An 8,628-nucleotide genomic window follows, 5' to 3' on the forward strand; every position below is an offset into this window, starting at 1 on the left:
CTCGCGCTCGGGGCGCGGCGCCATCGGCTCGGGCGGAAAGCCTGCCAGTGGCGGCTCGCTGCGGCGTTCAGCCAAAGCGGGAGCGGGCCGGCGCACCTCGTCGGCGAAGGAGGGACGCGCGGGCCGCGGCGGCGGCTCAGGCATTTGCGGCTCGGGATGATCGAGCAATTCGGGCCGTGGTGCTTCGTCGGCCCAGGCACCGGTGTCCGGCATGGGCGCGAGACGCGGCGGCTCGGCTGCGCTGGGACGCTGTGGGAGCTGGTCGCGGCCGGGCGCGGCACGCACGATGTTCGGTTCGACGACGATGTCGGTGGGACCACCGATCATCAGGAGATGCTCGACATTGTCACGCCGGACCAGCACCAGGCGGCGCCGGCCGTCGACGGCGGCGGCGTCGATCACGGCAAGCCGGGGCATCCTGCCGCGCTGGGTGTTGGCGCCGAGCCGGCTGCCGGCGAATCGGCGAACCAGCCACGCAGCGACGCCGATCAACGCCAGGACGACGATGAACGCGACGATGAAGGTGATAGGGCTGCCTTGCATACTTGTCCCCGACAAATGGCGCTTTTCTCGTGCCCATGGTCAGATGCGCCAACCACCGGCGTGGGATGCCCCAAACTGCGATTTCTTAACGTCCCACGGCAAGTTTTGCCGTCCCCAACTCTTAATAACCCATGAATCGCTCGATCCAAAACGACTTCTTGGCCTGTGCATACGCCGCCAAGCGGTTGGGTTAATGCCGTTTTCCGGGACGTAGAATCACGGGGTCGCAAAGCCGTGTCCCGGCCGGGGACATGCATCGATGGCATCCTTAACCATCTGTTAACCATACACGCGGCAAATTCTGCCTAGCTTCGGACCGCAGGGTCCCGAGAGGCGGAAGGAACCGCAACGATGTCCATCAACGACCTTCCGGTGCTGTCGGCGCTTCGCACCAAGATGCAGTGGCACCAGGAGCGCCAGCGCGTCCTGTCCGAAAACGTCTCCAATTCCGATACGCCCAAGTTCCGGCCGCGCGACCTGGTCGAGCCGAAGCTCGACAAGGCCGGCGCCGTCACAGGCTCGATGGGCCCGCTTGCGCTGAGTGTCACCAGCGCCTCCCACATGACACCGTCCGGCGCGGCCTCCGGATTCGACCAGAACGGGAACGCAGGCTTCGAAACCCGCCCCGCGGGCAATGCCGTCAACCTCGAAGAGGAGATGATGAAGGCCGCCAGCAACCAGATGGATTATGCGGCGGCGACCTCGCTCTATTCGAAGAGCCTGCATCTGCTCAAGACCGCGATCGGCAAGGGCTAGAGCTAGAGGAAACGCATCATGGCGAATGACAGCAGCGACTTTGCCCGCTCGATGGCGATCGCGACCTCCGGCCTGCGCGCGCAGGCCGGGCGCATGCGGGTGATCTCGGAGAACATTGCGAACGCGGATTCGACATCGCAGACCGCCGGCGGCGATCCCTACCGGCGCAAGGTGCCGACCTTTTCCTCCGCGCTCGACCGCACGCTCGACGCGCAGGTCGTCACCCTCGGCAAGATCAAGCCGGACCAGTCCAACTTCCGCGTCAAATACGAGCCGAACAATCCGGCGGCGGATACGAGCGGCAACGTCAAATATCCCAACGTGAACTCAGTGGTCGAGATGACCGACATGCGCGACGCGCAGCGGTCCTACGAGGCCAATCTCAACATCATCAGTGCGACGCGCCGGATGATCCAGCGCACGCTCGACATCCTCAAGAGCTGAACAGGACACTTAAGCCATGGCATCTCCGTCAATCGCCGCCAACGCTTATGCCAACCTCGCCCGCGTGCTGGAGAACAGCGGCGTCGGCAAGGGCAGCGAGGCGGGCGGGCAATCCTTCGCGTCGCTCCTGAAAGATGCTGTCGGCAGCGTCATGGAGTCCGGCCGCAAGTCCGACGCGCAGACGGTGGCGATGGCCGCCGGCAAGGCCAACGTGATGGACGTGGTGACGGCGGTTGCAGACACCGACGTTGCGGTGTCCACGCTGGTCTCGGTCCGCGACCGCGTGATCGCGGCGTATGAAGACATCATGAAGATGCCGATCTGACGGAGGCTGTCATTCCGGGGCGCGCGCCGCGCGAGCCCGGAATCCATGGTGCTACCGACGCTGCGGTTGGATGGATTCCGGGTTCTCGCTTCGCGAGCCCCGCAATGACGAAAAACAATCGAGAGTGAGAATTCAAATGACCGGACCCGAAACCCTGGACGTCGCGCGCGATGCGATCTGGACCATCGTGATCGTGTCGTCGCCCCTGATGCTGGTCGGCCTAGTGGTCGGCGTGATCGTGTCGCTGTTCCAGGCGTTGACGCAGATCCAGGAGCAGACGCTGATCTACGTGCCGAAGATCCTGGCCATCTTTGCCACGATGCTATTGGCGCTGCCATTCATGGCCGACTCGCTTCACGCCCATATGCTGCGGATCTCGTCGCGAATCATCGGCGGCTGAGGCACAATGCGCCCATTATGCGCATCGACGTCTCGCTGCTGCCGGCGCTCGCCGCGGCCTTCATGCTCGCTTTCGCCCGGGTCGGCGCGATGGTGATGCTGCTGCCGGGCCTGGGCGAGACCAACATCCCGACGCGGGTGAAGCTGTCGATCGCGCTCCTGCTCACGCTGATCATCCTGCCGCTGCACCGCAACGCCTACCACGTCGACATGGGTTCGCTCGCGCCGTTGCTGGTGCTGATGCTGCACGAGATCGCGATCGGCATTGTGCTCGGCGCGACCGCGCGCGTGACCCTAGCGGCGCTCCAGGTCGCGGGTTCCGTGATCGCGCAGCAGATGGGGCTCGGCTTCGTCACCTCGGTCGATCCGACGCAGGGACAGCAGGGCGTACTGGTGGGCAACTTCCTGACCATGCTGGGCGTGACACTGCTGTTTGCCACCGACAGCCATCATCTGGTGATCGCGGCGCTGAACGACAGCTATACGATCTTCTCGCCCGGCGAGACCGTGTCGAGCGGCGACGTCGCCTCGCTCGCAACACGCGCCTTCGCCGCCGCGTTCCGCCTCGGCTTGCAGCTCTCCGGACCGTTCCTGGTGTTCGGCCTCGTCTTCAACATCGGGCTCGGCGTGCTGGCGCGGCTGATGCCGCAGATGCAGGTCTATTTCGTCGGCGTGCCGCTGTCGATCTTCGCGGGCTTTTTGGTGCTTGGTGTAGTGATCACGGCCATGATGGGCACGTATCTCGACTACTTCATCGGTGTCATGCACCAGATGATGCCGCTCAGGTGACGGGGGAGCTAGTGCCGCCGATTTGAAGTTCCTGCAGTACGAGCCGCGAGTCCGACCAGGAACTTCAAATCGATCAGCGGCACTAGCCAACTTAAATTCTTGTAGCGCCCTTTTGCTTTCCGAAGTTCGTGCACGGGGGCAGCGAAATTGACGAACTTCGGAAAGCGGGCGCTACATGGCGGAAGACAAGGATCCCGAGAATCAAACAGAAGACCCGACGCAAAAACGCCTCGACGAGGCGCTCGAACGCGGCGACGTTGTCAAGAGCCAGGAGATCAACACCTGGTTCATGATCGCGGGCGGCACGCTCGTGGTCTCGACCTTCTCCGGCTCGGTCGGCAGCGGGCTGGTGACGCCGATGCGCAACCTGCTTGCCAATTCCTGGATGATCAAGACCGACGGCGGGAACCTGCTCGCGCTGATGCAGCAGATCGAGTTCGCCGTGATCGCGGCGATCGGCGTGCCCCTGCTGATGCTGGTGCTGGCGGCCGTTGCCGGCAATATGCTCCAGCATCGCCTGGTCTGGTCGGCCGAATCCATCAAGCCCAAATTCAGCAAGCTCTCGCCCGCCGCCGGCTTCAAGCGCATCTTCGGCAAGCAGGCGGCCGCCAATTTCCTCAAGGGGCTCGGCAAGCTGCTCGTGCTCGGCGCGGTCATGGCCACGATCCTGTGGCCGGAGCGGCATCGCATGGAGGCGATGGTCAAGCTGGATCCGGCCGCCATGCTGGCCGCCTCCACCAGCATGACCATCCATCTGCTCGGTGCGGTGGTCGCGGCGCTCGCGATCATCGCCATTGGCGATTACTTCTTCCAGTATCGCAGCTGGTTCCAGCGGCAGAAGATGTCGCTCCAGGAGATCAAGGAAGAGTTCAAACAGTCCGAAGGCGACCCGCACATCAAGGGCAAGCTCAGGCAATTGCGCCAGCAGCGCTCCAGGAAGCGCATGATGGCGGCGGTTCCCAAGGCCTCCGTGATCATCACCAACCCGACCCACTATTCCGTGGCGCTGTCCTACGAGCGCGGCATGACGGCGCCGATCTGCGTCGCCAAGGGCGTCGACAATCTCGCCTTCAAGATCCGGGAGATCGCGCGCGAGCACGACATTCCCATCGTCGAGAACGTCCCGCTGGCCCGTGCGCTCTACGCCACCGTCGAAATCGACCAGGAAATCCCGACCGAGCACTACCATGCGGTGGCCGAAGTCATCGGTTACGTCATGCGGCTGAAGCGCGGATTCGGCGCCGGGCGGGGATAAAATACCGGAAAATTACCGGAAATGGCCGTAATCTGGGAATCAGCGTACGTTTCAGCCTTGCCGCCCTTGCGTCTGCGGGTCCGATTCAGGCAGGGAAGGCCCGTTGCGCGCGGGGAGCGCGTCCGTTTTCTGCCGACAGGCTGCGCCAGCTTGAGATGACCGCCGAGACCGACCACGACCTCACACGCGAGCCCGTTGCGGCGCACGAGCCGTCGCCGCGCTCGGGCAGCATTGCGCTGGTGCTGCTGGTGGCCGCCGGCCTCGTCGGGGCCGCCGTCGGGCTGATGACGCTCGGGCGCGCGCAGGCGCAGCCTTACATCCTCGGCATCCTCGCCGTGCTGGCGATGATCGGCCTGTTCAACCTGTTCGCCTTCGCTGCCGGCATCATTCGCTTCGTCGACCGCAATCTCGACGATCCCGTGATGGGGCGCATCGCCGACCACGCCTTCGACGGCCACGCTGTGACCGATCCGCGCGGCCATGTGGTCTACTCCAACGCGGCCTATCTGACGCTGACCGGCGCCGCCGGCCCGCAGGACGTGCGCCCCGTGGAGCGCGTCTTCATCGGCAACCCTGATGTCTCCGAAGCGGTGTTCCGCCTGCTGAAAGCGGCGCGCGAAGGCAAGCGGCAGCAGGAAGAGGTGCGCATCTCCGGCCATGACGGCAGCCAGGGCCGCTGGCTGCGCATGCGGGTGCGTCCGCTCGGCGCGGGCAAGCGCGAGGCGAAATATGCGGTGTGGTCGATCGCCGACATCACCCGCGATCGCGAGCGCCAGGAAGACGTGTTCCAGGAACTCCAGCACGCCATCGAATATCTCGATCATGCGCCTTGCGGCTTCTTCTCGGTCAATCCGGCCGGCGAGCTCGCCTATGTCAATGCGACGCTGGCGAACTGGCTCGATTACGACCTCGCCGAGATCGGTTCTGGCGGGTTGAAGCTCACCGACATCGTCTCCGGCGATGGCGCCTCGCTTTTGACCGCGATCGTGGCGGTGCCGGGCGAGGTGAAGACCGAGGTCTTCGACATCGACCTGCGCATGCGCACGGGCAAGACCATGCCGGTGCGGCTTTATCACAAGCTGGCCTTCGGCGCCGACGGCAAGCCGGGGCCGTCGCGCACGCTGGTGATCAGCCGTGCCCGCGACGAGCGCAGCGATCCCGACCGTGCCGCCGAAGTGCGCTTTATGCGTTTCTTCGACCATACGCCGATGGCGATCGCGACCGTCGACCGCGGCGGCAATGTCGTGCGCGCCAATGCGCGCTACGCCAAGCTCGGGCAGGCCCTCGGGCTCGACAGCGCCAGCAAGTCGATCTTCCGCGCGGTCAATGCGCGTGATCGTCACCTCTTGATCGCGGCCATCAACCAGGCCGCCGAAGGCCGGGCCGACATCGCGCCGGTCGAGGTGGCCCTGGAAGGGACCAAGGACCGCTGGGGCCAGTTCTTTGTCACACCGGTCGACGCGGCGGAGAACGACGCGGAAGCCGCGATCGTGCACATGCTCGAGACCACCGAGCGGCGCGCGCTGGAGAACCAGATCAACCAGTCGCAGAAGATGGAGACGGTCGGCCAGCTCGCCGGCGGCATCGCCCACGACTTCAACAACGTGCTCTCTGCCATCATGATGGCGAACGACTTCCTGCTGAACGCGCACAAGCCGACCGACCCGTCGTTCCAGGACATCATGCAGATCAAGCAGAACGCGACGCGCGCCGCCACTCTGGTGCGGCAGTTGCTCGCGTTCTCGCGGCGGCAGACGCTGCGGCCGCAGGTGCTCGATCTCGGCGATGCGCTCTCCGATCTCACCATGCTGTTGCGCCGGCTGATCGGCGAGAAGGTCAAGCTCGACCTGATCCACGGCCGCGACCTCTGGCCCGTGAAGGTCGACGTCTCCCAGTTCGAGCAGGTCATCGTCAACCTCGCGGTGAACGCGCGCGACGCCATGCCCGACGGCGGCAAGTTGATCATCCGCACCGCCAACGTCACCACCGAGGACGCAGGCAAGCTCGCCTACAAGGGCATGCCGGCGGCGGATTACGTGCGGATCGAGGTCGCCGACACCGGTACCGGCATTCCCGCCGACATCCGCGACAAGATTTTCGAGCCGTTCTTCTCGACCAAGGAAGTGGGCAAGGGCACCGGCCTCGGGCTCTCCACCGTCTACGGCATCGTCAAGCAGACCGGCGGCTTCATCTACGTGGACTCCGAACCGGGGCAGGGCACCTCGTTCCACATCTTCCTGCCGCGCCATCATGCCGAGCCGGAGGTGCAGGTCGAGCAACCCGCGGCCGCGGTTGCGGCAACCAATGGCGAGGCGAAGGAAGCCGAACCCGCGGCAGTGGAGGCGAAGCCCCGTACCGATCTCACCGGACAGGGCACCATCCTGCTGGTCGAGGACGAAGAAGGCCTGCGCGCCCTCAACGCACGCGGCCTGCGCTCGCGCGGCTACACCGTGGTCGAAGCCGAGAACGGCGTTGAGGCCATGGAGGTGCTGGAAGAGCAGGGCGGCGCGATCGATCTCGTCGTCTCCGACGTCGTGATGCCGGAGATGGACGGTCCGACGCTGCTGAAGGCGATGCGGGAGCAGAACCCCGACATCAAGTTCATCTTCGTCTCCGGCTACGCCGAGGACGCCTTCGAGAAGAGCCTGCCCGAAGGCCAGCAGTTCGACTTCCTGCCGAAGCCATTCACGCTCAGCCAGCTCGTGGCGGCGGTGAAGGAGACGATGACGAAGTCGGGGTGAGGGCAGCGCGCTCTCACAATGGCGAGGGAAAAAGCTGAATTTCGTCGTATAGCCGCCGGTAACCTGCGACCGTGGTTCCGGCACGTTCCCGGCCAAACCCCCGTCAAATATGGGCTTTTGCCACATCCCCGCGACTGAGGGCCGCAGCCACAGGTTTCGAAACCGACTTCACTTTTCGGGAAGTCTGCCCATCTTAGGGGCACCTCCCCATGCCGGGGATTTGGGAAACGCACATGAATTTCTCGCAACGTAGCCGCAGTCTTTTCAAGACGATCGCCGTCGTGCTGGCGCTCGCGCTGCCGACTGCTCTGGCGATCTCGTCCGCTGACGCGCGCGTCGGCGGCGGCTTCTCGTCGGGTTCGCGCGGCTCGCGGACCTATTCGGCCCCGCCGTCGACCACGACCGCGCCGGGCTCGACCTCGCAGTTCAACCGCACCTACACCCAGCCGGGTGCAGGCATGAATTCGGCCGCCACCGCACCCGCGCGCGGCGGCCTGTTCGGCCGTGGCGGCGGCTTCCTAGGCGGCCTTGCGGCCGGCTTCCTCGGCGCCGGCCTGCTCGGCATGCTGTTCGGAGGCGGCCTGTTCGGTGGTCTCGGCGGCCTGTCGTCGATCCTGGGCCTGATCATCCAGATCGTGCTCGTGGTGTTCGTGGTGCGGCTGGCGATGTCGTGGTGGCAGCGCCGCCACACCCCGCAGGCGGCGTATGCCAATGCTGATGCAGGCGCCGGTCCGGGACCACAGCCGAACTATCGCAGCGGCCTCACTGGTGGTCTTGGTGGCCTCGGCTTCGGCGCCAACAACGCGCCGCTCGAAATCCGCCCCGCCGACTATGAGGCGTTCGAGCGTCTGCTCGGCGAGATCCAGACCGCCTGGTCCAACGAGGACGTGGCCAAGCTGCACACGCTCGCAACGCCGGAAATGGTCTCCTATTTCGAGCAGGACCTCGGCCAGAACCGCGCGCGCAACGTCGTCAACAAGGTGACCAACGTCAAGCTGTTGCAGGGCGACCTCGCGGAAGCTTGGCGCGAAGGCGAGACCGACTATGCGACGGTGGCGCTGCGCTTCGCGCTCACCGACAAGACGCTCGATCGCAACACCGGCGCGGTTGTCGCCGGCAGCGAGCAGCCAGGCGAGGTCACCGAAGTCTGGACGTTCGCCCGTCGCCCGGGCGGCGGTTGGGAATTGTCGGCGATCCAGCAGACCAACTGATCGCCCGCGACATCAGAAACCAAGGCGTCGTGCTGTTGCACGGCGCCTTTTTCTTTGTGCGCCCAGCATGGGCGCACTCTTGTGGGTGGAAGTCCCATCGTAAGCTGATCATGGCGAGCGAAGTGAAGCGCAACTGCATGAGGGCGACCGAATGTGGGGAGGAAG

At 65.1% G+C, this 8,628-nt stretch carries 9 protein-coding genes; 8 read left to right on the top strand and 1 reads right to left on the bottom strand.

All coding sequences use genetic code 11. From position 1 onward, the window contains the following. The coding region (locus AC629_RS41135; protein ID WP_210419191.1) for a flagellar biosynthetic protein FliO at positions 1-543 on the bottom strand (543 nt) is incomplete at its 3' end. A gap of 351 nt (positions 544-894) precedes the next feature. On the opposite strand from AC629_RS41135, the gene flgB reads away from it, so the two are divergent. The 8 genes from flgB to AC629_RS41175 all read left to right on the top strand — a co-directional run bounded on the left by flgB (position 895) and on the right by AC629_RS41175 (position 8,463). After that, positions 895-1,299, top strand: coding sequence for a flagellar basal body rod protein FlgB (flgB, locus tag AC629_RS41140; protein ID WP_084810371.1), 405 nt, complete (start codon positions 895-897; stop codon positions 1,297-1,299). Between the two features lie 18 nt (positions 1,300-1,317). Next, positions 1,318-1,743, top strand: coding sequence for a flagellar basal body rod protein FlgC (gene flgC / locus AC629_RS41145; protein WP_074123898.1), 426 nt, complete (start codon positions 1,318-1,320; stop codon positions 1,741-1,743). 16 nt (positions 1,744-1,759) lie between these two features. Then, positions 1,760-2,068, top strand: a complete 309-nt coding sequence (gene fliE / locus AC629_RS41150) for a flagellar hook-basal body complex protein FliE (protein ID WP_084810372.1) — start codon at positions 1,760-1,762, stop codon at positions 2,066-2,068. Positions 2,069-2,204: 136 nt separating this feature from the next. Then, positions 2,205-2,468 carry a flagellar biosynthesis protein FliQ gene (gene fliQ, locus AC629_RS41155; protein ID WP_074123897.1) on the top strand — a complete coding sequence of 88 codons (264 nt, stop codon included), beginning with the start codon at positions 2,205-2,207 and terminating at the stop codon, positions 2,466-2,468. 17 nt (positions 2,469-2,485) lie between these two features. Continuing rightward, a complete protein-coding gene (fliR, locus tag AC629_RS41160) occupies positions 2,486-3,256 on the top strand; it encodes a flagellar biosynthetic protein FliR (protein ID WP_084810373.1) in 771 nt (256 codons plus the stop codon). A gap of 175 nt (positions 3,257-3,431) precedes the next feature. Next, complete coding sequence (flhB, locus tag AC629_RS41165) at positions 3,432-4,511, top strand: flagellar biosynthesis protein FlhB (protein ID WP_084810374.1); 1,080 nt, start codon at positions 3,432-3,434, stop codon at positions 4,509-4,511. 155 nt (positions 4,512-4,666) lie between these two features. Further along, the gene (gene cckA, locus AC629_RS41170) at positions 4,667-7,252 is read left to right on the top strand and encodes a cell cycle histidine kinase CckA (RefSeq protein ID WP_084810375.1); all 2,586 of its coding nucleotides are present in this window, start codon (positions 4,667-4,669) and stop codon (positions 7,250-7,252) included. A 209-nt stretch (positions 7,253-7,461) separates the two neighbouring features. Next, complete coding sequence (locus tag AC629_RS41175) at positions 7,462-8,463, top strand: Tim44 domain-containing protein (RefSeq protein ID WP_084810376.1); 1,002 nt, start codon at positions 7,462-7,464, stop codon at positions 8,461-8,463. The last annotated feature ends 165 nt before the right edge of the window (positions 8,464-8,628 follow it).

Source organism: Bradyrhizobium sp. NAS80.1, from assembly GCF_001908205.1.
Taxonomy (GTDB): domain Bacteria; phylum Pseudomonadota; class Alphaproteobacteria; order Rhizobiales; family Xanthobacteraceae; genus Bradyrhizobium.